This is a genomic window from Shinella sp. M31 (assembly GCF_049199205.1).
Classification (GTDB): domain Bacteria; phylum Pseudomonadota; class Alphaproteobacteria; order Rhizobiales; family Rhizobiaceae; genus Shinella.
In genome coordinates this window covers 1-25,056 of sequence record NZ_JBLZPH010000152.1, presented here as the reverse complement: position 1 = coordinate 25,056, position 25,056 = coordinate 1, and the positions used below count along the sequence as shown (strand labels likewise).

General features: G+C 62.5%; 27 protein-coding genes. 13 read left to right on the top strand and 14 right to left on the bottom strand.

Annotation, left to right across the window (positions count from 1 at the left end; translation table 11 throughout):
* Positions 1-135: 135 nt before the first annotated feature.
* Together ACOZKU_RS24515 and ACOZKU_RS24510 are read right to left on the bottom strand one after the other, a co-directional pair.
* On the bottom strand, positions 136-879 hold the full coding sequence (locus ACOZKU_RS24515) for a metallophosphoesterase family protein (protein ID WP_421581091.1): 744 nt from the start codon (positions 877-879) through the stop codon (positions 136-138).
* A 5-nt stretch (positions 880-884) separates the two neighbouring features.
* The gene (locus ACOZKU_RS24510; RefSeq protein ID WP_117369591.1) at positions 885-1,103 is read right to left on the bottom strand and encodes a DUF2842 domain-containing protein; all 219 of its coding nucleotides are present in this window, start codon (positions 1,101-1,103) and stop codon (positions 885-887) included.
* Positions 1,104-1,318: 215 nt separating this feature from the next.
* Between ACOZKU_RS24510 and ACOZKU_RS24505 the strand changes: the two genes are divergently transcribed.
* Positions 1,319-2,398 carry a COX15/CtaA family protein gene (locus ACOZKU_RS24505; protein WP_421581090.1) on the top strand — a complete coding sequence of 360 codons (1,080 nt, stop codon included), beginning with the start codon at positions 1,319-1,321 and terminating at the stop codon, positions 2,396-2,398.
* 3 nt (positions 2,399-2,401) lie between these two features.
* Here the strand turns inward: ACOZKU_RS24505 and ACOZKU_RS24500 are convergent, their stop codons facing one another.
* The 6 genes from ACOZKU_RS24500 to ACOZKU_RS24475 form a co-directional block, all read right to left on the bottom strand.
* The gene (locus tag ACOZKU_RS24500; protein ID WP_421581089.1) at positions 2,402-3,244 is read right to left on the bottom strand and encodes an aminoglycoside phosphotransferase family protein; all 843 of its coding nucleotides are present in this window, start codon (positions 3,242-3,244) and stop codon (positions 2,402-2,404) included.
* Complete coding sequence (argC, locus tag ACOZKU_RS24495; protein ID WP_421581088.1) at positions 3,241-4,173, bottom strand: N-acetyl-gamma-glutamyl-phosphate reductase; 933 nt, start codon at positions 4,171-4,173, stop codon at positions 3,241-3,243. Before argC ends, ACOZKU_RS24500 begins: the two co-directional genes overlap by 4 nt.
* Before the next feature lie 71 nt (positions 4,174-4,244).
* Positions 4,245-5,198 (bottom strand): agmatinase, encoded by a 954-nt coding sequence (gene speB, locus ACOZKU_RS24490; RefSeq protein WP_421581087.1) that lies wholly within the window; start codon positions 5,196-5,198, stop codon positions 4,245-4,247.
* A 155-nt stretch (positions 5,199-5,353) separates the two neighbouring features.
* Positions 5,354-5,830 carry a 30S ribosomal protein S9 gene (gene rpsI, locus ACOZKU_RS24485; protein WP_314088160.1) on the bottom strand — a complete coding sequence of 159 codons (477 nt, stop codon included), beginning with the start codon at positions 5,828-5,830 and terminating at the stop codon, positions 5,354-5,356.
* A 1-nt stretch (position 5,831) separates the two neighbouring features.
* Positions 5,832-6,296, bottom strand: a complete 465-nt coding sequence (gene rplM, locus ACOZKU_RS24480; protein WP_117369603.1) for a 50S ribosomal protein L13 — start codon at positions 6,294-6,296, stop codon at positions 5,832-5,834.
* Positions 6,297-6,524: 228 nt separating this feature from the next.
* Complete coding sequence (locus tag ACOZKU_RS24475) at positions 6,525-6,956, bottom strand: PaaI family thioesterase (protein ID WP_421581086.1); 432 nt, start codon at positions 6,954-6,956, stop codon at positions 6,525-6,527.
* 146 nt (positions 6,957-7,102) lie between these two features.
* Here ACOZKU_RS24475 and ACOZKU_RS24470 point away from each other — a divergent pair, with 146 nt between their 5' ends.
* On the top strand, positions 7,103-7,921 hold the full coding sequence (locus ACOZKU_RS24470; protein ID WP_421581085.1) for an enoyl-CoA hydratase: 819 nt from the start codon (positions 7,103-7,105) through the stop codon (positions 7,919-7,921).
* Here the strand turns inward: ACOZKU_RS24470 and ACOZKU_RS24465 are convergent, their stop codons facing one another.
* From ACOZKU_RS24465 to ACOZKU_RS24455, 3 genes are read right to left on the bottom strand one after another with little or no spacing between them, the layout of a single operon-like run.
* Positions 7,922-8,191: a Txe/YoeB family addiction module toxin gene (locus ACOZKU_RS24465; RefSeq protein ID WP_421581084.1), complete on the bottom strand. Its 270-nt coding sequence runs from the start codon at positions 8,189-8,191 to the stop codon at positions 7,922-7,924.
* A complete protein-coding gene (locus ACOZKU_RS24460; RefSeq protein ID WP_421581083.1) occupies positions 8,188-8,454 on the bottom strand; it encodes a type II toxin-antitoxin system Phd/YefM family antitoxin in 267 nt (88 codons plus the stop codon). The genes ACOZKU_RS24465 and ACOZKU_RS24460 overlap by 4 nt, the downstream gene beginning before the upstream one ends.
* 57 nt (positions 8,455-8,511) lie before the next feature.
* The gene (locus tag ACOZKU_RS24455; protein ID WP_421581082.1) at positions 8,512-9,348 is read right to left on the bottom strand and encodes an EamA family transporter; all 837 of its coding nucleotides are present in this window, start codon (positions 9,346-9,348) and stop codon (positions 8,512-8,514) included.
* Positions 9,349-9,600: 252 nt separating this feature from the next.
* On the opposite strand from ACOZKU_RS24455, the gene ACOZKU_RS24450 reads away from it, so the two are divergent.
* The 4 genes from ACOZKU_RS24450 to ACOZKU_RS24435 all read left to right on the top strand — a co-directional run bounded on the left by ACOZKU_RS24450 (position 9,601) and on the right by ACOZKU_RS24435 (position 12,343).
* Entirely contained in the window at positions 9,601-10,038 is a 438-nt protein-coding gene (locus tag ACOZKU_RS24450) for a CoA-binding protein (RefSeq protein ID WP_421581081.1), read from the top strand.
* Between the two features lie 66 nt (positions 10,039-10,104).
* Positions 10,105-10,533, top strand: a complete 429-nt coding sequence (locus ACOZKU_RS24445) for a CoA-binding protein (protein ID WP_421581080.1) — start codon at positions 10,105-10,107, stop codon at positions 10,531-10,533.
* 116 nt (positions 10,534-10,649) lie between these two features.
* Positions 10,650-11,933, top strand: a complete 1,284-nt coding sequence (locus ACOZKU_RS24440; RefSeq protein WP_421581079.1) for an O-acetylhomoserine aminocarboxypropyltransferase — start codon at positions 10,650-10,652, stop codon at positions 11,931-11,933.
* A gap of 65 nt (positions 11,934-11,998) precedes the next feature.
* Positions 11,999-12,343, top strand: coding sequence for a cupin domain-containing protein (locus ACOZKU_RS24435; protein WP_421581078.1), 345 nt, complete (start codon positions 11,999-12,001; stop codon positions 12,341-12,343).
* On the opposite strand, the gene ACOZKU_RS24430 is transcribed toward ACOZKU_RS24435, so the two are convergent.
* Positions 12,340-12,804 (bottom strand): MarR family winged helix-turn-helix transcriptional regulator, encoded by a 465-nt coding sequence (locus ACOZKU_RS24430; protein ID WP_421581077.1) that lies wholly within the window; start codon positions 12,802-12,804, stop codon positions 12,340-12,342. The two genes, ACOZKU_RS24435 and ACOZKU_RS24430, sit on opposite strands and share 4 nt — an antisense overlap.
* Positions 12,805-12,910: 106 nt before the next feature.
* On the opposite strand from ACOZKU_RS24430, the gene ACOZKU_RS24425 reads away from it, so the two are divergent.
* Entirely contained in the window at positions 12,911-13,708 is a 798-nt protein-coding gene (locus tag ACOZKU_RS24425) for an SDR family NAD(P)-dependent oxidoreductase (protein ID WP_421581075.1), read from the top strand.
* A gap of 3 nt (positions 13,709-13,711) precedes the next feature.
* On the opposite strand, the gene ACOZKU_RS24420 is transcribed toward ACOZKU_RS24425, so the two are convergent.
* Both ACOZKU_RS24420 and ggt read right to left on the bottom strand, forming a co-directional pair.
* Complete coding sequence (locus ACOZKU_RS24420) at positions 13,712-14,962, bottom strand: cytochrome P450 (RefSeq protein WP_421581073.1); 1,251 nt, start codon at positions 14,960-14,962, stop codon at positions 13,712-13,714.
* 67 nt (positions 14,963-15,029) lie between these two features.
* Positions 15,030-16,781 (bottom strand): gamma-glutamyltransferase, encoded by a 1,752-nt coding sequence (ggt, locus tag ACOZKU_RS24415; protein WP_421581071.1) that lies wholly within the window; start codon positions 16,779-16,781, stop codon positions 15,030-15,032.
* A 275-nt stretch (positions 16,782-17,056) separates the two neighbouring features.
* Here ggt and ACOZKU_RS24410 point away from each other — a divergent pair, with 275 nt between their 5' ends.
* The 6 genes from ACOZKU_RS24410 to ACOZKU_RS24385 all read left to right on the top strand — a co-directional run.
* Positions 17,057-17,689 carry an ATP-dependent Clp protease proteolytic subunit gene (locus ACOZKU_RS24410; RefSeq protein WP_313522456.1) on the top strand — a complete coding sequence of 211 codons (633 nt, stop codon included), beginning with the start codon at positions 17,057-17,059 and terminating at the stop codon, positions 17,687-17,689.
* 25 nt (positions 17,690-17,714) lie between these two features.
* Positions 17,715-18,080, top strand: a complete 366-nt coding sequence (locus tag ACOZKU_RS24405; protein ID WP_421581069.1) for an MmcQ/YjbR family DNA-binding protein — start codon at positions 17,715-17,717, stop codon at positions 18,078-18,080.
* Between the two features lie 266 nt (positions 18,081-18,346).
* The gene (gene clpX / locus ACOZKU_RS24400) at positions 18,347-19,624 is read left to right on the top strand and encodes an ATP-dependent Clp protease ATP-binding subunit ClpX (RefSeq protein ID WP_117369633.1); all 1,278 of its coding nucleotides are present in this window, start codon (positions 18,347-18,349) and stop codon (positions 19,622-19,624) included.
* 420 nt (positions 19,625-20,044) lie between these two features.
* Positions 20,045-22,471, top strand: a complete 2,427-nt coding sequence (gene lon, locus ACOZKU_RS24395) for an endopeptidase La (protein ID WP_314088198.1) — start codon at positions 20,045-20,047, stop codon at positions 22,469-22,471.
* A 206-nt stretch (positions 22,472-22,677) separates the two neighbouring features.
* Positions 22,678-22,953 carry a DNA-binding protein HupB gene (gene hupB / locus ACOZKU_RS24390; protein ID WP_023516583.1) on the top strand — a complete coding sequence of 92 codons (276 nt, stop codon included), beginning with the start codon at positions 22,678-22,680 and terminating at the stop codon, positions 22,951-22,953.
* A gap of 286 nt (positions 22,954-23,239) precedes the next feature.
* Positions 23,240-25,056: esterase-like activity of phytase family protein (locus ACOZKU_RS24385; RefSeq protein WP_421581067.1), on the top strand; the 1,817-nt coding region annotated here is incomplete at its 3' end.

Below are 25,056 nucleotides of genomic sequence, written 5' to 3'. Positions count from 1 at the left end.
ACTAGGCTTGCGCAAAAGGTTTAAATCCAGTGCTCCCGCGGCGCATGCCCGGGGAATTTGGCAAGCGCGGTTAGCAATTTCATAACGAAAATCCGAAAAGCCGAACGCTCGTGGTGGTCGGTCTACGCCGGACCGTCAGCGCAGCCAGCCGGTGGCAAGCGCACTCGCCCAGGCAAGCTCGCCGCGGCTTTCCGCCAGACGGGCCATGGCCATATGATCGTAGTCCACGAGATGAAACGTTGCATGCCAGCGGTCGCCGTGCCGCTCGATCACGGCATAACGCGCATGGGGCGTACCTGCTTCGACCTTGTGCGGCACCGGTTCGTCGTCATCGTAGGCGGGCGCACCGACGCTACCGGGATTGACGACCAGACGGCTGTCGCGCAAGCGCACGGCGCGCGCGATATGGGTATGGCCGCAGACAAGGACCGGGTGGTCGATGCCGCCGGCCAGCGCCTCGATCCGCTCGATCGCGGAAAGCTGCATCACGCCTTCGACAGAGGGTTCATCGAGCCAATAGGTGGTGTCGGTCTCTGGTGTGCCGTGGCAGAGAAAGACGGTGTCTGCGACGAGACGGGTCGGCGGCAGTTGGCCCAGCCAATTCAGGTGGCGCGGGGCGAGCTGCGCATGCGCCCTGCGGTCCCAACTTCCCATGGTGTCGGGCTGTTTTTCGACGAGCCAACGGTCGTGGTTGCCGGCGATGCAGGCGATATCGGCGCGCGACAGCAGGATGTCGGCGGTACGGCCGGCGTTGAGGGCGCCACTTAGGTGATCGCCTAGATTGACGATCTTGCGGATGTCCCGGCGATCGATATCCGCCAGCACGGCTTCCAGTGCGAGATCATTACCATGGATGTCCGCAATCACTGCAATGCGCATTGCTTTCAATCCTCGCGCGGCTTCACCGGCTTTTCCATCCACTTGATAATCAGCATGGCCGGCAGGATCCAGAGCAGGCCCGTCACCGTGAAATAGAGAAGGTGGATATACCAGGGCGACGCACCGAGCGTGGCGGAGGCGACGGTGGTGGCGACAAGTGCATAAAACAGCACGAGGATGATGATCAGCACCGTTCCGATCAGTTTTCGCAGGCGAGGGGGCATGGTCGGTCTTTCGATCTCAGGGATGGCATTGTCCGGCCCCGCAGGGGCGCGACGGCATGCCGCAAAGCTTCGGGCCTTGTTTTGCACGGCCCGGTCAGGCAAATCAACGCGGGGCAACACCTGTAAAAGCGCAAAACGCGGTTTTGCAGGCTGACTGCCGGGACCATAGGCCTGAAACAGACGTAAAACGCCGTTTCAGGGAAGGAGCAGAGACGATGAGCGCGACCACCGCGACCGCATACCGCAGCAACGATGACACGGACAGGATGGACCGCAACCGCTGCCAGGTGCGCCGCTGGCTGGGCTTCGTGCTGTTCACGCTCTTCGTGCTGGTGCTCGTCGGCGGCGCGACGCGGCTCACCGAATCCGGCCTGTCGATCACCGAATGGAAGCCGATCCACGGCGTCATCCCGCCGATCACCGCTCAGGATTGGCAGGAGGAATTCGACCTCTACAAGCGCATCCCGCAATATGAGCAGATCAACAAGGGCATGACGGTCGACGAATTCAAGACGATCTTCTGGTGGGAATGGGCGCATCGCCTGATCGCCCGCTCCATCGGCTTCGTCTTCGCCGTGCCACTCGCCTTCTTCTGGCTCAGCGGCCGCATCGAGAAGAAGCTGCGCTGGCCGCTCGTCGGCCTTCTGGCGCTCGGCGGTTTCCAAGGCTTCATCGGCTGGTGGATGGTGTCGTCGGGGCTCGCGGAGCGGGTCTCCGTCAGCCAGTACCGGCTTGCCACGCATCTCACCATCGCCTGCCTGATCTTCGCCTGGACCATGTGGCTGATGCGGGCGCTCTCGCCGCACAGCGACGATGCGGCCCCCACGCACAATTCCCGCCGCATGGCCGGCGTCATCGCCTGCATGGCGATCTTCCAGATTTATCTCGGTGCATTGGTCGCCGGCCTCGATGCCGGTCTGTCCTACAATACCTGGCCGCTGATGGACGGCAGCGTCGTGCCTGGCGGGCTCTTCCTGCGAGAGCCCTGGTGGATCAATCTCTTCGAGAACCCGAAGACCGTGCAGTTCGTGCACCGTCTCGGTGCCTATGTGCTGTTCACGCTCGTCGTGATCCACCTGATCTCGTCGCTGCGCGCAGCACCGGAAACGACGCACACCCGCCGCGCCCTCGTGCTCTTCGGCCTCGTCTGTCTCCAGGCGACGATCGGCATCCTGACGCTGGTCTGGCAGGTGCCGCTCGGCTGGGCGCTGGCGCATCAGGGTGGGGCGCTTGTCGTGCTCGGCTTCGCGGTGGCGCATTGGCGCGGCTTCTACGGCGAATATCCTCGGGACTGAAGATCAGGCCTGTTTGAGGACAGTCCGAATGGCGGCGGCAACGGCGAGTTCGTTGTCGCGCTCTTCCGCATTGTTGTCCTCGTCATGCCATGCTGCCGACAGGCAACCATAGGCGAAGCCGTAGCGCAGGATGGTGCGGACATCGCGCCCGAGCGTTTCGGCGAAAATATCCGCCATCGCGGCGATGCGCTCCTCGCTGCGGGTAAGGTCGAAGCGGTCGAGCGGATTTGAGAACATGTTGGCGACGTCAAGCGCCGCATCGCCGATCAATCCGGCGGGATCGATGATAAGCCAGCCGCGCGGGCCGTGGACGATGTTTTCGTGGTGCAGGTCGCCGTGCAGCGGCTTGATGTCGCTTTGGTTCGCAAGCAGCGTCTCGGCGAATTCAGCCGCTTCAGCGTATGGACCTGTGATGCCCGCTTTGCGGTCGCGTTCGGCTTTGCCAAAAAGGCTCGAGAAATAGCGCTCTAGCGGCTGCAGGCTTGCGGGGGGTGGCGTGTCGGACGGGCGGTGATACTCCCGGAGCACCTCGGCAGCGATGCGCGTGGCGGCTTCGTCGCCATGGGACATCAGATGGTCCCTGAGCGTCGTCTTGCCGGCATGCTCCATCAGAAGCATGTCGCCGGTTTGGGCAAGCAGCCGCACGCAGCCGACGCCATCACGCCACGTCAAAAAATCCGCACCGCGCAGGCTGTCTTCCAGCGCCTTCGGCTTGAGTTGCTTGACGATCGCATCAGCGCCGCCGGCAAGCGTCACGTCATAGACGTTGCCCGCAGGCGTATCGGCGATAAGGCGGGCGTCTTCGATTCGCCAGTCGGCTGGGAATTGCGGATGTCCGGTCGTCATGCCTTCAGCATCAGGTCCATGTTCTGCACGGCCGCACCCGAAGCACCCTTGCCGAGATTGTCGAGCAGCGCGACGAGGTTGATATGCGGGCTGCCTGCCGTACCGAAGACATAGAGCTTCATGCGGTCCGTATCGGCGAGCTCCACGGCGTTGACGCGAGCGAGGCTGGCGCTTTCCTTGAGGTCGACGACCTCGACGATATCCTGGCCGGCATAATGATCGGCCAGCGCCGCATGGATCGAGCCGAGCGAGGCGTGGTCGTTTAGGTCGGCGAGGTAGAGCGGCACCTGCACGATCATGCCCTGCGGGAACTTTCCGACGGAGGGCGAGAAGATCGGCGCGCGGTCGAGAAGGCCGTGCACCTGCATTTCCGGCACGTGCTTGTGCTTGAGCGTCAGGCCATAGAGGAAGTGCGGCGCATCGATATGCTCGGGATGATTTTCATCCTCCATCTGCCCGATCATCTGCTTGCCGCCGCCGGTATAGCCGGAGACCGCGTTGACCGTGACCGGATAGTCCTGCGGCAGCAGGCCGGCAAGCCGCAGCGGGCGGATCAGGCCGATGGCGCCCGTCGGGTAGCAGCCGGGATTGGCGACATAGCGCGCATCCGCAATCTTCTTCGGCTGCGCTTTGTCCATTTCGGCAAAGCCATAGGCCCAGTCCGGGTGGACGCGGTGCGCCGTCGAAGTGTCGATGATGCGCACGGAATTGTTGCCCGAGACCATGGCGACGGCTTCCTTGGCCGCATCGTCCGGCAGGCAGAGGATGGCGACGTCGGCGCTGTTGAGCAGGTCTTCGCGCAGCTGCGCGTTGCGGCGCTCGGCTTCAGGGATGGACAAGAGTTCGACATCGTCGCGGCTGGCCATGCGGGTGCGGATCTGCAGACCCGTCGTGCCGTGCTCGCCATCGATGAAGATCTTCGGTTTCATTTCTCGTCCAATCCTGTTTTTGCCTTCGCGGCGGATATAGTCCCTTGCCCTGTCGTATTCAACGCCGTGTTTCAGCGTCGCTCCGCCAATGCTTCGGCATGCAGGCCGAGCATGTACATGGCGATGTTGGACGCGGCGATGGCGGTGATATCAGCATGGTCATAGGCCGGCGCGACCTCGACGACATCCGAGCCGACGATGTTGAGCGCGCCGAGCTTGCGCAGCACCGAGAGGATGCGCGCGCTCGTCGGACCGCCGGAGACCGGCGTGCCGGTGCCGGGCGCAAAGGCCGGGTCGAGGCAGTCGATATCAAAGGTGAGATAGGTCGGCTTGTCGCCGACATGGTGGATGATCGCATCGGCGAGTTGGCCGGCACTCATCTCCTCCACGTCGTAGCCGTAGAGAATGCGGATGCCGCAATCCTCGGGCGCGTGGGTGCGGATGCCGATCTGGATCGACGTCTCGGGATCGATCAGGCCTTCGCGCACAGCCGTGCCGACGAAGGAGCCGTGGTCGATGCGGCCCTTTTCATCGGCCCAGGTGTCCTGGTGGGCATCGAACTGCACGAGGGAGAGGGGGCCGTATTTTTCGGCATGGGCGCGCAGCAGCGGCAGCGTGATGAAATGATCGCCGCCGAGCGTCAGCATGTAGGCGCCGGATTTCAGGATCTTCTTCCCCTCGCGTTCGATGGTCGCCGGCGTCCTGGAATGGTTGCCGTAGTCGAGCAGGCAGTCGCCGTAGTCGATGACGGCCATGTCCTCGAACAGGTCGCGCTCGAAAGGATATTGCGGATCGTTGTCCATGATCGCCGAGGCGCGGCGGATCGCCTGCGGCCCGAAGCGCGTGCCGGGGCGGTTGGAGGTGGCGGCATCGAAGGGAATGCCCCAGACGACCGCATCGACATCCTTCAGCACCTTCGTGTAGCGCCGGCGCATGAAGGACAGGATGCCCGCATGGGTCGGGTCTGACGCCGCGCTTTTCAGCGTCTTGCCGGTGATGGCGTGGTCGATCGTCTTGTTGGCCATGAAAGTCCCTCCAGAGCATTTCCAGCAAGAAATGCGCAAACAAATGTGGCGGGACGTTCGCCAATCGGCTTGCGCAAGGCAAGGGATTTTTGCGCGCTCAAAACAAAAAAGCCGGGGCGAACCCCGGCTTTTCCTGAACCAAATGTCCCGAGCGATTAACGCTTGGAGAACTGGAACGAACGGCGGGCCTTGGCCTTGCCGTACTTCTTGCGTTCGACGACGCGCGAGTCGCGGGTCAGGAAGCCGCCCTTCTTCAGGACCGAGCGCAGGCCCGGCTCGAAGTAGGTCAGTGCCTTGGAGATGCCGTGACGAACGGCACCAGCCTGGCCGGAAAGGCCACCGCCGGCAACGGTCGCGTCGATGTCGAACTGGCCGTCACGGGCAGCTGCGACGATCGGCTGCTGCAGGATCATCTGCAGGACCGGACGTGCGAAGTAGGCTTCGTACGACTTGCCGTTGACGGTGATCTTGCCGGAGCCCGGCTTGACCCACACGCGGGCGACAGCGTCCTTGCGCTTGCCGGTGGCGTAGGAACGGCCCTGGGCGTCAACCTTCTTGACGTGAACCGGGGCGGAAGCGGCCGGAGCTGCAGCGGCGACGCCGAGGTCCTTGAGCGAGGAGAGGTCGGCCATATCAGGCGCTCCTTGTGTTCTTGCTGTTCAGCTTGGCGACGTCGAGAGCGACGGGCTGCTGGGCTTCATGCGGATGGTTCGAGCCGGCGTAAACACGCAGGTTCTTCATCTGGCGACGGCCGAGCGGGCCGCGCGGAACCATGCGCTCGACTGCCTTCTCGAGAACGCGCTCCGGGAAGCGGCCTTCGATGATCTGGCGAGCCGTACGCTCCTTGATGCCGCCCGGATAACCGGTGTGCCAGTAGTACTTCTTGTCGGAGTACTTCTTGCCGGTGAACACGACCTTGTCGGCGTTGATCACGATGATGTTGTCACCGTCATCGACGTGGGGCGTGAAGGTGGCCTTGTGCTTGCCGCGCAGGCGGTTTGCAATGAGGGTAGCGAGACGACCGACAACGAGGCCTTCGGCGTCGATGAGGATCCACTGCTTCTCTACCTCGGCGGGCTTCTGTACGAAAGTACCCATGGGAGTAGCTCTTTCTTTAGGGTCCCGAAGCCTTGTGGGCCTGGGCGCTTCTTGTTGCTTGGTTTGGCCCTTGCGGATGCCAAAAATCGAACGCGGCCCCTGAGGACCGCGATCTGGGGCGGTGTATAAGCGAGACACGGCGGAGCGTCAAGGGATGTCATCCGAATGGCGTCAGGAATAATCAAGCAAAAACAACGGCTTGTATAAACGGTATTTTAATACCACAAATTATCGCGGTGGAATCGAATAGGTCGCGGTCGCATGCGCCACCAGATCGGTATCGTCCGCGCCGAAAATCGAGGCTTCCACGACGGCCAGCCGCTTGCCGAGCTTGAGGATCCGGCAGGTGCACGAGAGCGGTTCGGGCTCGGGCTTGCGCAGGAAGTTGATATTGAGATTGGTGGTGACGGCGAGCGCCACCGGGCCGATATGGGCCAGCACCGCGCACCATGCGCCGACATCGGCCAGCGCAAAGAGGGTAGGGCCGGAAATCGTGCCGCCGGGGCGCAGGTGCCGCTCGTTCGGCATGAGCCGCATGGTGATCGTGCCAGGGCCGACCGTCATCACCTCGAACACCTTGCCATCCGTATGAAGCTGCGGAAAGTCGGCTTCGAGGAAGCGGTTCAGCGCTTCCGGTGTCATGATCGGCGTCAGGTCCATCGCATGTCTCTCCATTGCGCCGTTTACAGACCGATTTTCCCGCCGCCGCAAGCCCTCTGAAAGTCTATGCCGCTCTGCGTGCTGTGTGCTTGAAACCATACCGCGCGCGGCGTAGGACCGCAGGCGACGCAAAGATGGAGGCGGATATGGCTGACGTGGTGGAATTCCGGAAAGACGGGTCGGGCGCTCTGGTGCGGGTGGAGAGAGCCGAACCGATCCTGCGGATCACGCTCAACAATCCGCCGGCCAACGCGCTGTCCATCGCCACCATGGAGGCGCTCGGCGAGGCGCTGGATGCCGCCGCAAAGGATGATGCGATCCGCATCGTCGTGCTGGCCTCCACCGGCAAGGTCTTTTGCGCCGGCCATGACCTCAAGGAGATGACCGCGCACCGAGAGGACGCCGATGGTGGCCGCGCCTTCTTCGAAAAGACCATGCGCATGGCGGCGGATATCATGCTGAAGATCGCCGCCCTGCCGCAGCCCGTCGTCGCCGAAATCGACGGCCTTGCCACCGCCGCCGGCTGCCAGCTCGTCGCCAGCTGCGATCTGGCGATCTGCACCGATACCTCGACCTTCTGCACGCCGGGCGTCAATATCGGCCTGTTCTGCTCCACGCCGATGGTGGCGGTCACCCGCGCGGCCCATCCCAAGCAGGCGATGGAGATGCTCCTGACCGGCGAAACCATCGACGCCTCCACCGCCAAGGATTTCGGCCTCATCAACCGCATCGTGCCGCAGCAATATCTGCGCCAGGTCGTCGACAAATACGCCGCCGTCATCGCCGCCAAATCCCCGCAGGCGCTGCGCATCGGCAAGGCCGCCATCCGCGCCCAGGCGGGCCTGCCGGTGGCGGAGGCCTATGACGTGGCGGTCGCGACGATGGTGGAGAACATGCTGGCGGATGATGCCAAGGAAGGCATTGGGGCATTTTTGAACAAGCGCATGCCGGAGTGGCGCCGATAATCAACCATAGTGATAACGGCAGGCGGCGATTTCCAGCATCTGGGCCGCGCCGCTGCCGGTAACGCGATAGACGAGACGATGCTCCTGCGTGATGCGGCGGGACCAAAAGCCTTTCAACTCGCCGCGCAAGGGTTCCGGTTTTCCCAAGCCTGAAAATGGGTCGCGGCGGCATTCCTTGATCAGCACGACGATCTTTTCCACTGTCCTGCGGTCCGTTTCCGTCCAGTAGGTGAAATCGGCCCAGGCTTCAGGGGAGAAGCAGATTTTCATTCGCCAGCGTTCAGTTCATCGATCGTTTTGGTCATAGCCTGGCCAGCATCCAGCGACTGGATCGAGCGCAGGAGACGGTCACGGTTTGCTGGGTTGGCTGTGAGATACATCGTCTCCTTCCAGCTTTCGAAATCGGCAAGGGACATGACGACCATCGGCTCGCGGTTCTGGCGCGTGACGATCAGCTCGTCCCGGTCGGCTTCCACGCTATCGAAATGTTTGGCGATATTCGACCGCAACTCGGAAAGGCTGACGACCTTCATGATGTGCTCCTCTGTACGTATATTTGTACATACGCTGAAAGGTCAGGAATTTCAAGCTTACGCCAGCTTCAGCACCAGCACGCCGCAGGCAATCACGGCTCCGGCCACATAGCGCCAGATGCTTGCCGTCTCCTTGAGGATGAACACCGAGATCAGCAGCGCGAAGAGGATGGCGGTTTCGCGGAGTGCTGCGACAGTGGCGACGGGGGCCTTGGTCATCGCCCACAGCGCGAGACCGTAGGAGGCGATGGAGCCGGCGCCGCCGAAGAGGCCGCGCGCCCAGTTGCGGCGTACGTGGGTCCAGACGGTGGTGGTGCCGCGCCGGTAGATCGCCCATGAGAACAGCAGCACGGGCGGCAACAGCGCCATCCAGAGCGTGTAGGAAACGGCATTGCCGGAGGCGCGCGCACCCGCACCGTCCACGAAGGTATAGGTGGCGATGACGATGGCGTTTGCCAGCGCCAGCAGGATGGCACGGCGGCCGCCATGGCGCGATTCGAAGGCGAGCGTCAGCACGCCGGCCGAGATGACGAGCACGCCGATCATCGCAGTCGTGGTCAGGTGTTCGCCGAGCACCACGCCGCTTGTCATGGCGACGAGGAGGGGCGCGGTGCCGCGCATCAGCGGATAGACGAGCCCGATATCACCGGCCCGGTAGGCGCCGGCCACCAGCTGGAAATAGGCGAATTGCAGGAAGGCCGAGACGAAGATGAACGGCCAGGCCTCCGGCTTGGGCAGCGGCACGAAGGGCAGGAAGACCAGGCCGACGGCGCCGGCGCCGAGCGCGACCATCGCCGCATCCAGCGACTTGTCCGTCCCGGCCTTGACGATGGCATTCCAGGTCGCATGCAAAGCCGCGCCGAAAAGCACGAGAAAGAGAACGTCTAACGGCAATCTGGAACCTCGGAGGGGCAGGCGGCGGGACGGGGAGTAATGCCTTCATCTGCCCAAAAACGTTGATTTGCAATCGCCATTTTTTGCGAAAACCGCGCGGACAGGCGGCGAAAGCGCCGGGAATGATCCGATTTGGCACAAGCGGCGGTCGGAAGCCGGCAAAAGGGCGATCGTCTTGTTTAAGGTTCTGGGTTAGAATGAGGTCGCAAAAGAGAAGTGAGAGACGGTCTCAAACGCCCGGAGGAGGCTGAGATGAACCACGATCGCTATCCCGACAGCTACATCCGCACTATCCTGTCATCCGTTCACACCATTGCCGTGCTTGGCGCTTCGCCGAATGACGGCAGGCCGAGCCATGGCGTGATGGGTTTCCTGCTCGGCAAGGGGTATCGCGTTATCCCGGTCAATCCCGGCCATGCCGGCAAGTCCATTCTCGGCCAGACGGTCTACGCGCATCTTGCCGATATTCCCGAAGTCGTCGACATGGTCGATGTTTTCCGCGCGGCAAGCCAGTTCGATTCCGTCGTCGACGAGGTCCTTGCGATGAAGCCGATGCCGAAAGTGTTGTGGGGCCAGTTCTCCGTGCGCGACGATGCGGCGGCGGCCCGGGCGGAGGCGGCGGGCATTCAGGTCGTCATGGATCGCTGCCCGGTGACGGAATATCCGGTGCTGATGCTCAAAGCGTCCTGAGGAACGCCAAATATTGACTTCACGCTGCGTTACCCCAATTCTCCCACGGAGAAACGGGACAGCGCCATGAATCACGATTCCTATCCGGACTATTATATCGCCGACATCCTGCGCTCGACGAAGGTCATCGCGCTTGTCGGCGCCTCGCCGAACCCGGAGCGCCCGAGCCATCGGGTCATGGCTTTCCTTCTGCGCAAGGGTTACCGCGTCATTCCGGTCAACCCCGGCCAGGCGGGCAAGGAAATCCTCGGCCAGCCGGTCGTCGCGCGCCTTGCCGATATCGTCGAGCCGATCGACATGGTCGATGTGTTTCGCGCGGCGGATGCGCTGCCGGATCTCGTCGACGAGGTTCTGGCGCTTTCTCCGCTGCCGAAGACGATCTGGGGCCAGCTTTCCGTGCGCCATAACGCGGCGGCGGCAAAGGCGGAGGCCGCCGGCATCAAGGTCGTCATGGACCGCTGCCCGGCCATCGAATATCCACGCCTCGTGGCCTGAAGACCTCGGCTGCGAAAAGCGCTTTGTCGCACCGGCGCTTTTCCGGAAAATCTTTCTTTGACCGGCCCTTAGCTCTCTGAAATAGTGCCCCGACTTTAGCCAGGGAGGGCATTTTCATGACGAAGAACAAGCCAGGATTTTCCACGCTCGCCGTTCACGCCGGCGCCCAGCCGGACCCGACGACGGGTGCGCGCGCAACGCCGATCTACCAGACGACCAGCTTCGTCTTCAACGACACCGATCACGCCGCCTCGCTCTTCGGCCTGCAGGCTTTCGGCAACATCTACACCCGCATCATGAACCCGACGCAGGCCGTGCTTGAAGAGCGCGTCGCTGCCCTCGAAGGCGGTACGGCCGCACTCGCCGTCGCCTCGGGCCACGCCGCCCAGCTCCTCGTCTTCCACACGATCATGCGGCCGGGCGACAATTTCATCGCGGCGCGCCAGCTCTACGGCGGTTCCGTCAACCAGTTCGGCAATGCCTTCAAGAGCTTCGACTGGCACGTGCGCTGGGCCGATGCCGCCGATCTTGCAAGCTTCGAAAGCCAGATCGACGACAAGACCAAGGCGATCTTCATCGAGAGTCTCGCCAATCCCGGCGGCACCTTCGTCGATATTGCCGCCATTGCCGACGTAGCGCATCGCCACGGCCTGCCGCTCATCGTCGACAACACCATGGCCACGCCCTATCTCGTGCGCCCGCTGGAGCATGGCGCCGATATCGTCGTGCATTCGCTGACCAAGTTCATGGGCGGTCACGGCAATTCCATGGGCGGCGTCATCGTCGACGGCGGCACCTTCGACTGGACGGCGTCCGGCAAGTATCCGGCCCTCTCCGAGCCGCGCCCGGAATATGCCGGCATGGTGCTCCACGCCACCTTCGGCAATTTCGCCTTCGCGATCGCCTGCCGCGTGCTCGGCCTGCGCGACTTCGGTCCGGCCATCTCGCCGTTCAATGCCTTCCAGATCCTCAACGGTATCGAGACGCTGCCGCTTCGGATGCAGCGCCACTCCGATAACGCGCTTGCGGTGGCCAAGTGGCTGAAGTCCAACGACAAGATCGCCTGGGTCAACTATTCCGGCCTTGAGGACCATGCCAACCACGCGCTGCAGCAGCGCTATTCGCCGAAGGGCGCGGGCGCCGTCTTCACCTTCGGCCTGAAGGGCGGCTACGAGGCCGGCAAGCGCTTCGTCGAAGGGCTGGAAATGCTGTCGCACCTCGCCAATATCGGCGACACGCGCTCGCTGGTCATCCACCCCGCCTCCACCACGCACCGCCAGCTCTCTGAAGAGCAGCAGGTCGCCGCCGGCGCCGGTCCTGACGTCGTGCGCCTGTCGATTGGCATCGAGGACGCCGCCGATATCATCGCCGATATCGAACAGGCCTTGGCAAAGGCCTGATTTCCGAAATTTCCCTACGGGCGGTCCTCGGGCCGCCCGTTTCATGTCAGCAAACGGATAGAAGCATGAGCGCGGTAAAAACCTTCGACACGACAGGCGTCACCCCCGAAGAGGGCCGCCCGGCCGCCGACCGGCTGATCGCGGGCGACCCGGTCTTCACCACCTGGAACATCGAGGAAGCCGAGGGCGGCATCTATGCCGGCATCTGGCAGTCGACGCCGGGCAAGTGGCGCATCCAGTACGACGAGTGGGAATATTTCCACATTCTCGAGGGACACTCGATCGTCGTCTCTGAAAACGGCGAGACCACTCACCTGAAAGCCGGCGACCGCCTGATCCTGAGACCCGGCTTCAAGGGAACCTGGGAAGTCGTTGAAACGACTCGCAAGGACTACGTCATCCGCGTCTAGGATTTCGAGCGGAAGGCTTTTGCGAAATCGGGTGACGAGACGACGTCGAGCAGGTCGCGGATCTCGGACGAACGCTCTGCGCCGAACACAGCATCAAAGCGCGCTTGCGCGTCCCGCCATAGCGCAAGCGCTTCCGCCTGTTTCGCGAGACCTGGCGGAGTCAGCCGGACGCGCTTGACGCGCCGGTCATTCTCGTCGGAAAAAAGCTCCAAAAGCCCGTCGCGTTCCAGCGGCTTCAGCGTATGACCGAGCGCCGAAAGATCCATCACCAGACCTTCCGCCAAGGGTTTCAAGGGCGTGCCGGCTTTGCCGGCCAGCGCGATCTGCGACAGCAGGGAGAATTGCGTGCCCTTGAGGCCGCTGGGCGCAATCACATCGTCGTAAAGCTGGCCGAGCTGGCGCGCTGCCCTGCGGATCGCGCTGTTGGTGCAGTGTCGCCAGACGCCGTCGATATCGCTCATTTTTCACCTCGCTATTCTCGATAAAAATCGCAACGGACACTTGCAAGTCAAATTGGCCTCCCCAATTTAATGGTATATACCACTAAATTCAACCTGGAGACCTGCCATGACCCTATCGACCACCCCTGGAACGGCGCTTGTGACCGGCGCTTCTGCCGGTATCGGCGCCACCTATGCCGATCGTCTCGCGCGCCGCGGCTATGATCTCGTGCTCGTCGCCCGCGATGGTACGCGGCTTTCGGCGCTCGCTGAGACACTGAAGGCGAAATACGGCATGGCGGTCGACGTGCTGCGTGCCGATCTTTCGGCGCCCGACGATCTGCGTGCCGTCGAACGGCGTATTCGGGAGGATCAGGCGATAACGTTCGTCGTCAACAATGCCGGCATAGGCCCGAAGGGCGCGCTACTTGCCGATGACATCGATTATCTCGACACGATGATCGCGCTCAACGTGACCGCCGTAAACCGTCTCGCGGTCGCTGCCGCGCAGGCTTTTACTGCGCGCGGCACGGGCACGATCGTCAATATCGCCTCGGCCGTCGCCATTATTCCGGAACTCTTCAACGGCGTTTATAGCGGGACCAAGGCCTTCGTGCTCGCCTTCACACAGTCGCTGGCCCAGGAGCTGAACGGCACGGGCGTTCGCCTGCAGGCGGTGCTGCCGGGGCTGACACGCACCGAGATTTTCGACCGGGCAGGCGGCTCCGTCGAGGCGCTCGATCCCAACCGCGTCATGGACGTGACAGATCTCGTCGATGCGGCGCTCGCCGGCCTCGACCAGGGTGAACTCGTCACCATTCCCTCGCTTCCCGAACGACAGGATTGGGAAAAGCTGGAAGCCGCGCGTCTTTCGCTTGGCCCGAACATTTCCCACAACAAACCAGCCGCACGCTACGCGGTCTGACCCTCACCATTCCAGCTCGAGCGCCTCCAGCCCGTGGAAGTGATAGACATCCTTCACCACGGGCTGTTTCGCGATCCTCAGGCCCGGCAGGCGTTGGAAGAGGATCGGCAGGGCGATGTTCAGCTCCAGCCGCGCCAGTGGCGCGCCGATGCAGAAATGGATGCCGGCGCCGAAGGACAGGTTGGCGCCTTCGTTGCGGTCCGGCTTGAAGGTCTGCGGATCGGAGAATTTCTTCGGATCGAGATTGGCGGCGGCGAGGATCATCGCGACCTTGTCGCCCCGGCGGAACTGGATGCCGTCGAGCTCGACGTCTTCGAGCGCGAAACGGTCGAAGATATGGACGGGGGCGGAGATGCGCAGGCACTCTTCCACGGTGCGTTCCGTCGCCTTCTCGTCGGCGAAGAGCACGGCCGGATCGGCATTGTTATCCAGGATGGTGCGCACGGCGTTGCCGATCTGGTGCACCGTCGCCTCATGGCCGGCATTGAGCAGCACGATGGTCGTGGAGATCAGCTCGTCCTCGGTCAGAAGCTGGCCGCGATGTTCGGTGTGCACCATGTGCGAGAGCAGGTCGTCGCGCGGTTCTGCACGGCGTTCGGCAATCACGCTGCGCACATAATCGGAAAATTCCTGCGCCGCCTTGTCGGCGTTCAGCTCGTCCTGCTCGGTGCGGCCGAACATGTACATGCGCACATAGGCATGCGACCATTTCAAGAGCTGCGGCCCCATCTCGTCGGGGATGCCGATCATGCGGGCAATCATCGTCACCGGCAGGATATCGGCGAAGGCGGCGAGAAGCTCGACCTTGCCGTCCTTCTCGAAACGGTCGATCGCCTCATGGCAAAGGGCCGCGATCTCAGGCGTCAGCTTCTCGATTGTGCGCGAGACGAAGGCGCGGTTAACGAGGGTGCGCAGGCGCGTGTGCTCCGGCGGCTCCAGTTCGAGCAGCGACCAGGCCTCGGCGGCGTCGAAATGCGCAAGGTGCGCCTGCGGCTCGGGCAAACCGAGCTCCTCGCGCGTCGCCACATGCAGGATCTGCCGGCCGAAACGGCGGTCGCGCAGCAAGCCGTTTACATGGTCATAGCCCGTGAAATACCACATCTTCTGCTCTTCCCACCAGAAGGTGGGACAGTGCGCATGCAGCGCCGCATAGACCGGATTCGGATCGCGATAGAAATCGGGATTGCGGCCGTCGAGCGAGACGCGGCGGCTGGCGGGATCGATGGAGAGGAAGGGGAGATGTGTCGTCGTCATGATGTCCAAGACCTAGCGGATTTCGCCGCGGCGTGAAAGCGCGGCGATCCCGTGGTCAACAGCCGTGTCATTGGCCGAGCGCTATACCCTCCCGGCGGGGGTCGGCGGCACCCCTGAGGCCATCGGCGGTGAGTTCGATGGCATGCAGGCCGGAATTCATATCGCCCGCCTTGACCTCGTAGCCGAGCGCCTTCAGCGGTTCGGAAAACTCTTCCGCATCGGTGCCTGCTTCGAGATCGTAGGGGCCGAAGCGGTTGATGAGGTGTGGCATGGCGACAATCTCGCCGACATCCATGCCCCAGTCGATATAGGCGATGAGCGCCTGCGCGACATAGCCGATGATCTGGCTGCCACCGGGCGAACCGATGGCAAGCAGCGGCTTGCCATCCTTCATGACGATGGTCGGCGACATGGAGGAGCGGGGACGCTTGCCGGGCTCGACGCGGTTGGCGACGGGCATGCCCTCGTCATGGGTCTTGAAGGAGAAATCCGTCAGCTCGTTGTTGAGCAGGAAACCGTTGGTCATCAGCCGCGAGCCGAAACCGTTCTCGATGGTCGTCGTCATCGAGACGACGTTGCCGGCCTTGTCGACGATGGCGAAATGGCTGGTGGAGGGGAGTTCGATGGCCGCGTCACGCCCGAAATTGAAGGCATGGTCCCATTCCGGCTTGCCCGCCGCGACGGCGTCCTTGCCGAGCGCCTTGTCGCCGTCGAGCAGTTTGGCGCGTTCGCCGAGATAGGTTTTGTCGAGAAGGCCTTTGATCGGCGAGGGCACGAAATCCGTATCGGCGAGATAGCGTTCGCGGTCGGCGAAGGCGAGGCGCTGGGCGTCGCCGATCAGCCGCCAGCTCTCCGGATTGTCCTTGCCAAGCGCCTTCAGGTCGAAGTTTTCCAGGAGGCCGAGCATCTGGCCGATGGCGACGGCGCCGGAGGAGGGGGGACCCATGCCGCAGATATCAAGCGCGCGGTAGCTGACGCAGACGGGGCGCCGTTCCTTGACGTGATAGTTTGCAAGGTCGGCAAGCGACAGCACGCCGGAATTCTTTCCGGCCATGCGCACCGTATCGACGATCGCTTCGGCGATCGGGCCGCTGTAGAAGGCCGAGGCGCCATCCCTTGCAATGGTGGAAAGCGTCTCGGCATAGGCGGGGTTTTTCAGGATCGTGCCGGCGGCGAGCGGCGCGCCGTCGGCGCCGAAGAAATAGGAAGCCGTCGCCTCGAAGGTCTTGAGCTTGTCGCCCTCCGTTGCAATCAGCTTGGCAAGGCGCGGGGAAACGGCGAACCCGTCCCGCGCCAGTTTTTCAGCCGGCGAGAAGAGCTCTTTCCAGCCCTTGCGGCCCCAGCGCTTGTGCGCTTCCTGCAGCAGCATGACGGTGCCGGGCGTGCCGACGGAGCGGCCTCCGACGACGGCGTCGAAGAACTGCATCGGCTCGCCCTTGTCGTCGAGGAAGAGTTTTGGCGTGGCGTCCATCGGCGCCGTCTCGCGGCCGTCGAGCGTGAAGAGGCGCTTCGCCTCCGCATCGTAATAAACGAGGAAGGCACCGCCGCCGAGGCCGGAGGATTGCGGCTCGACGAGACCGAGCACGGTCTGCACTGTTATCATCGCATCGATGGCGCTGCCGCCGTCGGCTAGAACCTTCTCGCCAGCTTCGGCCGCCAGCGGATGAGCGGCGGCCACCATATGCTCCCTGGCGGTCGTAATCTTCGCCGCCGCAAGGCCGGTCGCGCGCTCCGGCGCCACGGTGTCGGAGGCCTGCTGGGCAGGGGCCGCCGTCGATGTCAGAACGAGAAGCCCGAGGGCGACGAGGGATCGTTTCATGGTGAATGCCTCCGCTGGGAAGCATATAGTGCGGGCAAGGGCAAAGGGGAGGCAAGACGGTGCGGGGAATTCACGCTTTCTTCACCCTGACGGCGCTTGCCTTGTGGAAATCGTCGCCCGACGTTGCGTGAGTTAACCGCATTCTCGCATAGAGCGCCGCAAAACATGGCGCCGTCTTGAAGTCCGATACCCTGACACTCTATGTAGGGAAGACGAAACTTGCTGATTCCCAACGCTTGGCGAGGGTTTCAGGGCACTTGAGATGAAGGATCGATATGAGAAATCCCGTAGATACCGCCATGGCTCTGGTGCCGATGGTCGTCGAGCAGACCAACCGCGGCGAGCGTTCCTACGACATCTATTCGCGTCTCCTCAAGGAACGCATCATCTTCCTCACCGGTCCGGTGGAAGATCACATCGCAACGCTCGTCTGCGCGCAGCTTCTCTTCCTCGAGGCCGAAAACCCGAAGAAGGAAATCGCGCTCTACATCAATTCGCCGGGTGGCGTCGTCACCTCGGGCATGGCGATCTATGACACGATGCAGTTCATCAAGCCTGCCGTGTCGACGCTCTGCATCGGCCAGGCCGCCTCGATGGGCTCGCTGCTCTTGGCCGCTGGCCACAAGGACATGCGCTTCGCCACGCCGAACGCCCGCATCATGGTTCACCAGCCCTCTGGCGGTTTCCAGGGCCAGGCGTCCGACATCGAGCGTCATGCCAAGGACATCATCAAGATGAAGCGCAAGCTGAACGAGGTCTATGTCAAGCATTGCGGCCGCACCTATGAGGAAGTCGAGCAGACGCTGGACCGCGACCACTTCATGAATGCCGACGAGGCGAAGGACTGGGGTCTGATCGATCGCGTCATCACCAGCCGCGAAGCACTCGAAGGACCGGACGCGGCGTAATCCGCGTTCGACGCTGCGGGGCCGGATGACGCTCGACGACTACAACGCCTTCTGCGCTTCGCTCCCGGCCACGACCCATGTCGTGCAATGGGGCGGGGCGCATGTCTGGAAGGTCGGCGACAAGGTTTTCGCCATCGCAGGCTGGAGCGAGGCGGCGGGTCTCGGAGTGACGTTCAAGGTGACGGAACTCGCCTATGACATTCTGCGCGAGCAGCCGGGATGCCGTCCGGCGCCCTATCTCGCCTCGCGTGGCATGAAGTGGATCCAGCGTCAGACAGGCGAATCAGTTGATGATGCGGCCCTGCGTGACTATCTAAGGGAAAGCCACGGTCTGGTGGCGGCGAAGTTGACGCGCAAGGCCCGTGCCGATCTTGGCCTAATGGGCGGATGAAGGCAGCCTGAGCGATTTGTAATGATCGCGGGGCTTTATCCTCGCCATAAAGCCGGTAATATTGGCCGTTAATGCTATGTTGATTTGTGACGGCTTAGCATTCGGTGTTTAAACGGGGAATGCGTTGCAACCGGTTCAAGGGCGTCGCCCGGGCCGGTCAGTACCCCAGAAGCCTTTGAAGGGTGCCGAGTGCGTCCGACAAGGGTGGTTTGAGTGGTCCGGCCATCTTCTCCGAGAGATGAACGGCGTGCTGGAAGGAAAGTGATATGAGCAAGGTCAGCGGCAGCAACGGCGGCGACTCCAAGAATACCCTTTACTGCTCCTTCTGCGGCAAGAGCCAGCACGAGGTCCGCAAGCTGATTGCCGGACCGACCGTGTTCATCTGCGATGAATGCGTCGAATTGTGCATGGACATTATCCGCGAGGAGAACAAGACCTCGATGGTGAAATCCCGTGACGGCGTTCCCACGCCGCAGGATATCATCAAGGTCCTCGACGAATATGTCATCGGCCAGCAGCAGGCCAAGCGCATCCTGTCGGTCGCGGTGCACAACCATTACAAGCGCCTGGCGCATGCCGCCAAGGGCTCGGACGTGGAACTGGCCAAGTCGAACATCATGCTGGTCGGCCCGACGGGCTGCGGCAAGACCTATCTTGCCCAGACGCTCGCCCGCATCATCGACGTGCCCTTCACGATGGCCGACGCCACGACGCTGACCGAAGCCGGTTACGTCGGTGAAGACGTCGAAAACATCATCCTGAAGCTTCTTCAGGCCGCCGACTACAATGTCGAGCGCGCGCAGCGCGGCATCGTCTATATCGACGAAGTCGACAAGATCTCGCGCAAGTCCGACAACCCGTCCATCACCCGCGACGTGTCGGGTGAGGGCGTGCAGCAGGCGCTCTTGAAGATCATGGAAGGCACGGTTGCCTCGGTGCCCCCGCAGGGCGGCCGCAAGCATCCGCAGCAGGAATTCCTGCAGGTCGACACGACGAACATCCTGTTCATCTGCGGCGGCGCCTTTGCCGGCCTCGACAAGATCATCTCCGCCCGCGGCGAGAAGACCTCGATCGGCTTCGGCGCGATGGTCCGCTCGCCGGAAGATCGCCGCGTCGGCGAAGTCCTGCGCGAACTGGAGCCAGAAGACCTGGTCAAGTTCGGTCTCATCCCGGAATTCATCGGTCGTCTGCCGGTTCTGGCGACGCTCGAAGACCTTGATGAGGATGCGCTGATCCAGATCCTGTCCGAGCCCAAGAACGCGCTGATCAAGCAGTACCAGCGCCTGTTCGAGATGGAGGACGTGGAGCTGACGTTCCACGAGGACGCGCTTCGCGAAATCGCCAAGCGTGCGATCATCCGCAAGACCGGCGCCCGCGGCCTGCGCTCGATCATGGAAAAGATCCTGCTCGACACGATGTTCGAACTGCCGACGCTGGAAGGCGTTCGCGAAGTGGTCATCTCCGACGAGGTCGTTCGCGGTTCAGCCCGCCCGCTCTACATCTATTCGGAGCGCTCCGAGGAGAAGGCCAACGTCTCGGCCTGATCGCTCCCAAACCGTTCAGGAAGGACCCGCCGCCGGCGGGTCTTTTCGTTTGAGGACACCTAGCGACATTTCGTGACTGGTCGCCCTGGCCCGAAAAGGTCATGATGATGAACCTTCTACTGCTTCGAAGTGACGTTGCGAAACGTTATCAGTCGAGCGAAGATGGAAGACTTCGATTCTGTGTCTCGCGTAGGCTCCGGCAGCTTTGCCGGAGGAAGGCCGCAAGTTCCGCGACAGCGCGGAAGACTAGACTTCCTGTCGTTGGTTCGTCTTGTCCTAGAGTGGAGTGGGGCACTTCGCGACCGGGCTTGAAAATGCGTCAACCGCACGCCACTTGTGGATGGAAAAGATCGCCGGCCCGGTGTCCCCAAACACCGATTGGACCGGTTCCCGGAAACGGGACGTTTGAAAGGAAATGACATGACGAAGAAGACGTCTGCGCCGCACGATTCCACGGCCTTCCCGGTCCTGCCCCTGCGCGATATCGTGGTGTTCCCGCACATGATCGTGCCGCTGTTCGTCGGTCGCGAAAAGTCGATCCGCGCGCTGGAAGAAGTGATGGGCACCGACAAGCAGATCATGCTTGCCACCCAGATCAACGCTTCCGACGACGATCCGGAAACCGACGCCATCTACCGCATCGGCACCGTCGCCAACGTTCTCCAGCTCCTGAAGCTGCCCGACGGCACCGTCAAGGTTCTGGTCGAGGGCCGCGCCCGCGCCGAGATCGACGGTTACACCGACCGTGAAGAATTCTACGAGGCGATGGCCCATGTGCTGGCCGAGCCTGAGGAAGACCCGGTCGAGATCGAGGCGCTGTCGCGCTCGGTCGTCTCGGAGTTCGAGAACTACGTCAAGCTCAACAAGAAGATTTCGCCCGAAGTCGTCGGTGCCGCGAGCCAGATCGAGGATTACTCGAAGCTCGCCGACACGGTCGCCTCGCACCTCTCCATCAAGATCGTCGAGAAGCAGGAAATGCTCGAGACGACGAGCGTCAAGCTGCGTCTGGAAAAGGCGCTCGGCTTCATGGAAGGCGAGATTTCCGTCCTGCAGGTCGAGAAGCGCATCCGCTCGCGTGTCAAACGCCAGATGGAGAAGACCCAGCGCGAATACTACCTCAATGAGCAGATGAAGGCGATCCAGAAGGAGCTCGGCGACGGCGAAGACGGCCGCGACGAGATGGCCGAACTGGAAGAGAAGATCGCCAAGGTCAAGCTTTCCAAGGAAGCCCGTGAAAAGGCCGACGCGGAACTGAAGAAGCTGCGCCAGATGAGCCCGATGTCGGCGGAAGCCACCGTCGTGCGCAACTATCTCGACTGGCTGACGGGCATTCCGTGGGGCAAGAAGTCGAAGATCAAGACCGACCTCAACGCTGCGGAAAAGGTTCTCGACGAGGATCATTTCGGCCTCGATAAGGTCAAGGAGCGCATCGTCGAATATCTCGCCGTGCAGGCCCGCTCGACCAAGATCAAGGGCCCGATCCTGTGCCTCGTCGGCCCTCCGGGCGTCGGCAAGACCTCGCTCGCCAAGTCGATCGCCAAGGCGACCGGCCGCGAATATATCCGCATGGCGCTCGGCGGCGTGCGTGACGAAGCCGAAATCCGCGGTCACCGCCGCACCTATATCGGCTCGATGCCCGGCAAGGTCATCCAGTCGATGAAGAAGGCGAAGAAGTCCAACCCGCTGTTCCTGCTCGACGAGATCGACAAGATGGGCATGGATTTCCGCGGCGATCCGTCTTCGGCCCTGCTCGAGGTGCTGGATCCGGAACAGAACTCGACCTTCATGGATCACTATCTGGAAGTCGAATACGACCTGTCCAACGTCATGTTCGTGACGACGGCGAATACGCTGAACATTCCGGCGCCCCTGATGGACCGCATGGAAGTGATCCGCATCGCCGGCTACACGGAAGAAGAAAAGCTGGAAATCGCCAAGCGGCACCTGCTGCCGAAGGCGATCCGCGACCACGCGCTGCAGCCGAAGGAATTCTCGGTCACCGACGGCGCGCTGATGGCGGTCATCCAGCAGTACACCCGCGAGGCGGGCGTACGTAACTTCGAGCGTGAATTGATGAAGCTCGGCCGCAAGGCGGTCACCGAGATCATCAAGGGCAAGTCGAAGAGCGTTGAGGTCACGGCTGACAACATCCACGACTTCCTCGGCGTTCCGCGCTTCCGCCACGGCGAAGCCGAGCGCGAGGATCAGGTTGGTGTCGTTACGGGTCTTGCCTGGACGGAAGTCGGCGGCGAACTACTCACCATCGAAGGCGTCAGCCTGCCGGGTGGCAAGGGCCGCATGACGGTCACTGGCAACCTGAAGGACGTGATGAAGGAATCGATCTCGGCGGCGGCGTCCTACGTCCGCTCGCGCGCCGTCGATTTCGGCATCGAGCCGCCGCGCTTCGACAAGACCGACATCCACGTGCACGTGCCGGAAGGTGCGACGCCGAAGGACGGCCCGTCGGCCGGTATCGCCATGGCGACCGCCATCGTGTCCATCATGACCGGCATCCCGGTCTCGAAGGATATCGCGATGACGGGCGAAGTGACGCTGCGTGGCCGGGTGCTGCCGATCGGCGGCCTGAAGGAAAAGCTGCTCGCCGCACTTCGCGGCGGCATCAAGAAGGTGTTGATCCCGGAAGAGAACGCCAAGGACTTGGCGGATATTCCCGACAACGTGAAGAACAGCATGGAAATCGTGCCGGTCTCGCGCATGGGTGAGGTCATCGAGCATGCGCTGCTGCGCAAGCCCGAGCCTATCGAATGGGACAGTGCCGCAGCCGATGCAGCCCGCGTTCCGGCGGTCGAATCGACCGAAGACGGCACCGGCGCCATCGCGCATTGAGCCCGTAATGCCGGGTGTAACGCCCGGCATTTTCGAGGGAAACAGCGAAAGACCGGCCCCGCGGCCGGTCTTTTTCGTTGAAAAACGTGTGTAAACCCCGGATTCTCAGGGGATTGCGGCGAAATATTCTTGCGAGACGGGGGGCGATGCGTATTCTGCCCCCGACTTGTATGAGTCGTTTCAAACCGTATGAAAGGGGTGGAAACATGAACAAGAATGAACTCGTATCCGCGGTCGCCGAGAAGTCTGGCCTCTCCAAGACGGACGCAGCATCGGCTGTCGACGCCGTTTTCGAGACGATCCAGGGCGAACTCAAGAACGGTGGCGACGTTCGTCTCGTCGGTTTCGGCAATTTCTCCGTTTCGCGTCGTGAAGCTTCGAAGGGCCGCAACCTTTCGACCGGCGCCGAAATCGAGATCCCGGCTCGCAACGTGCCGAAGTTCTCGGCCGGCAAGGGCCTGAAGGACGCCGTCAACGGCTGATCCCAAGCCAATGCATCCCTGGGCTTTTGAGCCCAAGGTTCGCATTGTGTCGCAGATCTGAAGTTCCGCAGCGTCCCGGACGCGTTTTCGCGACGCGTGGCGCAGCAGGGCAGAGCGGTCATCCACTCCGCCGCAAATCCTGAATTTCAGGCTCGGGGTCCGGTTCATCCGGGCCCCCTTTTGTTTGGCGTCGAGGGTAGCGGAACCGTCGCCAAACTGTCATGCGCCTGTAACACGAAAGCCTCAGAACCGCCCGGTTCCAAGAAACCGGATTCCGGAGGATTTCATGAAAACCCGTTCCCTCACCGCGGCACTGGCAGCGGTTCTCGCCGCATCGGTGGCCTCTGCCGCCAGCGCCGAGCCTGTATTCAATCGCATTGCCTCCTTCGCCGTTGCCGACAACCTGCCCGAGGGCAAGGACAAGGCGACGCCGACCTCTGCGGAAATCATCGCCGCTTCCGAAGACGGCAACACGCTGGTCTATTCCGACAGCCCGAACAAGGCGATCGGCATCATCGACATCACTGACGCCAAGGCGCCGAAGGCCGGCGGTTCGGTCTCCCTCGAAGGCGAGCCGACGTCGGTTGCCGTGGCCGCCGGCAAGGCGCTCGTCGCCGTCAACACGCGCGAAAGCTTCGTCAAGCCGTCGGGCGTGCTGGCCCAGGTCGATCTCGCCTCGAAGAAGATCGACGCGACCTGCGATCTCGGCGGCCAGCCGGACTCCATCGCACTGAACAAGGATAAGACGCTCGTGGCCATCGCCATCGAGAACGAGCGTGATGAAGAGCTCAACGACGGCGATCTGCCGCAGATGCCGGCCGGTGATCTCGTCCTCTTGTCGCTGAAGGATGGCGTCGTCGATTGCGGTTCGATCATGCATGTCACGCTGACCGGCCTTGCCGATGTTGCCGGTGAAGACCCGGAACCGGAATTCGTCTCCTTCAACAGTCAGGACGAAGTCGCGCTCACGCTGCAGGAAAACAACTACATTATCATCCTCGACGGCAAGACCGGCACGGTGAAGAGCCATTTCTCCGCTGGCAAGGTCAGCCTGGAAGGCGTCGATACCAAGAAGGACGGTGCGCTGAAGTTCACCGGCGAGGTCAAGGATGTCGCGCGCGAGCCCGACGCCGTGAAGTGGCTGGACGACAACCGCATCGTCGTTGCCAATGAAGGCGACTGGAAGGGCGGCGCGCGGGGCTTCACGATCTTCAGCAAGGACGGCAAGGTTCTCTATGAGAACGGTGCGGCCTTCGAGCGCGAGATCGCCAAGCTCGGCCACTACCCTGACAAGCGCAACAAGAAGGGCATCGAGCCGGAAGGCCTCGAGGTCGCCAAGTTCGGTGACGACGACCTTTTCTTCGTGCTGGCTGAGCGTGCTTCGGTCGTCGGCGTCTACAAGGACACCGGTGCCGAGCCCAAGCTGCTGCAGATTCTGCCGTCGGGCATCAGCCCGGAAGGCGCTGTCGCGATCCCCGGCCGCAACCTGCTGGCGACAGCCAACGAGGCGGACCTCGTCGAAGACGGCGGCGCCCGTTCGCATGTCATGCTCTACGAGCGTGCGGAAGGCGAAGCGGCCTATCCGCAGATCGTCTCCACCGAGAAGGACGGCGAATTGATCGGCTTCGGCGCGCTCTCGGGCCTCGCACCGGTCAAGGGCAAGCCGGGCATGCTCGTTGCCGTCAACGACAGCTTCTATGCTTCGCAGCCGACGATCTTCACGATCGACGCCACCGCGAAGCCCGCGAAGATCGTCGACGCGCTGCGCATCACCCGCAACGGTGCTGCCGCCCAGAAGCTCGACAGCGAAGGTGTGACGCCGGATGGCGAGGGCGGCTACTGGCTTGCCAATGAAGGTGATGCCGACAAGCTCGTCGGCCATGCCATCATTCATGTGAACGAGAAGGGCGAGATCGACAAGGAAATCGCCATTCCCGCGGAACTGCGCGCGCATGAAAAGCGCTTCGGTTTCGAGGGCATCACCAGCGTCGGCGAAGGCGACGACCTGATGCTCTGGATGGCCGTGCAGCGCGAATGGGCCGATGACGAGAAGGGTTTTGTGAAGCTCGTCTCCTACAAGCCGTCGTCCAAGGAATGGGGCGC

What these genes read in the sequence shown, in the direction of transcription:
- ACOZKU_RS24515 (WP_421581091.1), bottom strand. Translation starts at nt 879, where the DNA reads ATGCGCATTGCAGTGATTGCGGACATCCATGGTAATGATCTCGCACTG.
- ACOZKU_RS24510 (WP_117369591.1), bottom strand. Translation starts at nt 1,103, where the DNA reads ATGCCCCCTCGCCTGCGAAAACTGATCGGAACGGTGCTGATCATCATC.
- ACOZKU_RS24505 (WP_421581090.1), top strand. Translation starts at nt 1,319, where the DNA reads ATGAGCGCGACCACCGCGACCGCATACCGCAGCAACGATGACACGGAC.
- ACOZKU_RS24500 (WP_421581089.1), bottom strand. Translation starts at nt 3,244, where the DNA reads ATGACGACCGGACATCCGCAATTCCCAGCCGACTGGCGAATCGAAGAC.
- argC (WP_421581088.1), bottom strand. Translation starts at nt 4,173, where the DNA reads ATGAAACCGAAGATCTTCATCGATGGCGAGCACGGCACGACGGGTCTG.
- speB (WP_421581087.1), bottom strand. Translation starts at nt 5,198, where the DNA reads ATGGCCAACAAGACGATCGACCACGCCATCACCGGCAAGACGCTGAAA.
- rpsI (WP_314088160.1), bottom strand. Translation starts at nt 5,830, where the DNA reads ATGGCCGACCTCTCCTCGCTCAAGGACCTCGGCGTCGCCGCTGCAGCT.
- rplM (WP_117369603.1), bottom strand. Translation starts at nt 6,296, where the DNA reads ATGGGTACTTTCGTACAGAAGCCCGCCGAGGTAGAGAAGCAGTGGATC.
- ACOZKU_RS24475 (WP_421581086.1), bottom strand. Translation starts at nt 6,956, where the DNA reads ATGGACCTGACGCCGATCATGACACCGGAAGCGCTGAACCGCTTCCTC.
- ACOZKU_RS24470 (WP_421581085.1), top strand. Translation starts at nt 7,103, where the DNA reads ATGGCTGACGTGGTGGAATTCCGGAAAGACGGGTCGGGCGCTCTGGTG.
- ACOZKU_RS24465 (WP_421581084.1), bottom strand. Translation starts at nt 8,191, where the DNA reads ATGAAAATCTGCTTCTCCCCTGAAGCCTGGGCCGATTTCACCTACTGG.
- ACOZKU_RS24460 (WP_421581083.1), bottom strand. Translation starts at nt 8,454, where the DNA reads ATGAAGGTCGTCAGCCTTTCCGAGTTGCGGTCGAATATCGCCAAACAT.
- ACOZKU_RS24450 (WP_421581081.1), top strand. Translation starts at nt 9,601, where the DNA reads ATGAACCACGATCGCTATCCCGACAGCTACATCCGCACTATCCTGTCA.
- ACOZKU_RS24445 (WP_421581080.1), top strand. Translation starts at nt 10,105, where the DNA reads ATGAATCACGATTCCTATCCGGACTATTATATCGCCGACATCCTGCGC.
- ACOZKU_RS24440 (WP_421581079.1), top strand. Translation starts at nt 10,650, where the DNA reads ATGACGAAGAACAAGCCAGGATTTTCCACGCTCGCCGTTCACGCCGGC.
- ACOZKU_RS24435 (WP_421581078.1), top strand. Translation starts at nt 11,999, where the DNA reads ATGAGCGCGGTAAAAACCTTCGACACGACAGGCGTCACCCCCGAAGAG.
- ACOZKU_RS24430 (WP_421581077.1), bottom strand. Translation starts at nt 12,804, where the DNA reads ATGAGCGATATCGACGGCGTCTGGCGACACTGCACCAACAGCGCGATC.
- ACOZKU_RS24425 (WP_421581075.1), top strand. Translation starts at nt 12,911, where the DNA reads ATGACCCTATCGACCACCCCTGGAACGGCGCTTGTGACCGGCGCTTCT.
- ACOZKU_RS24420 (WP_421581073.1), bottom strand. Translation starts at nt 14,962, where the DNA reads ATGACGACGACACATCTCCCCTTCCTCTCCATCGATCCCGCCAGCCGC.
- ggt (WP_421581071.1), bottom strand. Translation starts at nt 16,781, where the DNA reads ATGAAACGATCCCTCGTCGCCCTCGGGCTTCTCGTTCTGACATCGACG.
- ACOZKU_RS24410 (WP_313522456.1), top strand. Translation starts at nt 17,057, where the DNA reads ATGAGAAATCCCGTAGATACCGCCATGGCTCTGGTGCCGATGGTCGTC.
- ACOZKU_RS24405 (WP_421581069.1), top strand. Translation starts at nt 17,715, where the DNA reads ATGACGCTCGACGACTACAACGCCTTCTGCGCTTCGCTCCCGGCCACG.
- clpX (WP_117369633.1), top strand. Translation starts at nt 18,347, where the DNA reads ATGAGCAAGGTCAGCGGCAGCAACGGCGGCGACTCCAAGAATACCCTT.
- lon (WP_314088198.1), top strand. Translation starts at nt 20,045, where the DNA reads ATGACGAAGAAGACGTCTGCGCCGCACGATTCCACGGCCTTCCCGGTC.
- hupB (WP_023516583.1), top strand. Translation starts at nt 22,678, where the DNA reads ATGAACAAGAATGAACTCGTATCCGCGGTCGCCGAGAAGTCTGGCCTC.